Raw genomic sequence first — 1,380 nt, 5'->3', positions numbered from 1 at the left:
ACGATTGCCTCATCCTCACCCTGATCATCATCATTTTGCTTATCTGTATCGGGAGCAGTGGGATCTTCTTCCACCGTTTCTATCTGAGAAGCTGACTCCTGGCCGTCAACCATTAATTCAGGCGGCAAGCCGCCCAGTTCGTTTTCAGTTTCTTGCTGTTTATTTTTTGCCATATCACACCACCGTTGCACACAATGCCGCATTAACCCGGCTTGGGATAACTAAAGGAGAGGATTGCACCATGATATAACGTTGCGCCGGATCGGGATTCACCCAACTTTTTGGCGCATAAGCCAAAGGTCCGTAGATAAAATCTGGATCAAGAATGAGTCCGAAAGCCCGTGTTCCCATTAAGTCCGCACCTGACATGATAACCGTACCATCGGGTATCATGGGTTTTTCAACATTATCAACAGGGTCAATAAACCAGTCGTTGTATAACCAGAGATTAAAGTTGCCCCAAATCCCCTTAAATACAGCCCCTTTTTGAACTGTTGGACCGATATTCACCTGGTTACCAAATGGGTTTAATGATGGGAAAGTTATCGCAGTATCTTTAATGCTGGTATCTAACCGAAATGCTTTCCACGATGATGTTGTAAAAACCAAATCAGTAGGTACTGCGCCGGACTCTTTCAGAATTAACGTTTGCCAGGCTTCAATATCATCAGACGGCTGCGTGTTTGTTGCCCCTGCTGCAACTTTTAGCGGCCATTTGTCTGAACCGCTTAATGTGACAGTCAAATTAGATGAGCGACCGAAATCAATTACTGTGGTCTCAAATCCATCACCTACCACAGTAATTTGGGATTTTACTAACGCATTTGCAGCCATCCATTCTAATCGCCGGTTAATCATGTCAATTTGATCGGCCATTTCGAATTGCAGATTTAGCATTTCGCGTTCTGCTGCTGTGTACTCACCGCCGATACGCTCCCCAATTTGACGACGAATCGGTTTACGTAAATCCGGGGCGCGTTTATCTTTGATGTAAGCGGGCTTGAATGTATTAGTCTGGTATTTACGGCTTTCAACCAATTTTCCCTCTACAAGTGGCGACACGAACGGCGCCATCCGGCGTTTACCGATATCGACATCAATAGACACTACCTCGGTTTCATAAGTCACAATGTTGGGAAAGAAGCGGTCTAGCAGCCAGTTTTGGCTTGTGATCAAGTTCGGAACAAGCTGTACTAACACGTTAGTATCATAAATATTCATGCAATTTCTCTATATGCAATGCTGGCAGCCAGAGCTGCCAGACTGAATTTAAAACGAGCGCATCCCTGCCGGGTTAACGGCATCAAGCGTAGTTAAGTGGAATTAAGCGATGGGGGCTTGAATGCTATCGCGAATGAAAATAGCCGAAGGACGTAGCGC

General features: G+C 45.4%; 1 protein-coding gene. It reads right to left on the bottom strand.

What is annotated here, in order from left to right; translation table 11 throughout:
- Positions 1-174: 174 nt before the first annotated feature.
- A complete protein-coding gene (locus LG003_RS22935; RefSeq protein ID WP_262981756.1) occupies positions 175-1,221 on the bottom strand; it encodes a major capsid protein in 1,047 nt (348 codons plus the stop codon).
- Between the last annotated feature and the right edge of the window lie 159 nt (positions 1,222-1,380).

Origin of the sequence: Photorhabdus kleinii, assembly GCF_025384885.1 — a bacterium.
Taxonomy (GTDB): Bacteria; Pseudomonadota; Gammaproteobacteria; order Enterobacterales; family Enterobacteriaceae; genus Photorhabdus; species Photorhabdus kayaii.
Note: the sequence above shows the minus strand (reverse complement) of the source record. Positions and strands in the feature narration are given on the sequence as shown.

Coding starts and splice junctions, on each gene's coding strand:
- LG003_RS22935 (WP_262981756.1), bottom strand. CDS start 1,221: ATGAATATTTATGATACTAACGTGTTAGTACAGCTTGTTCCGAACTTG.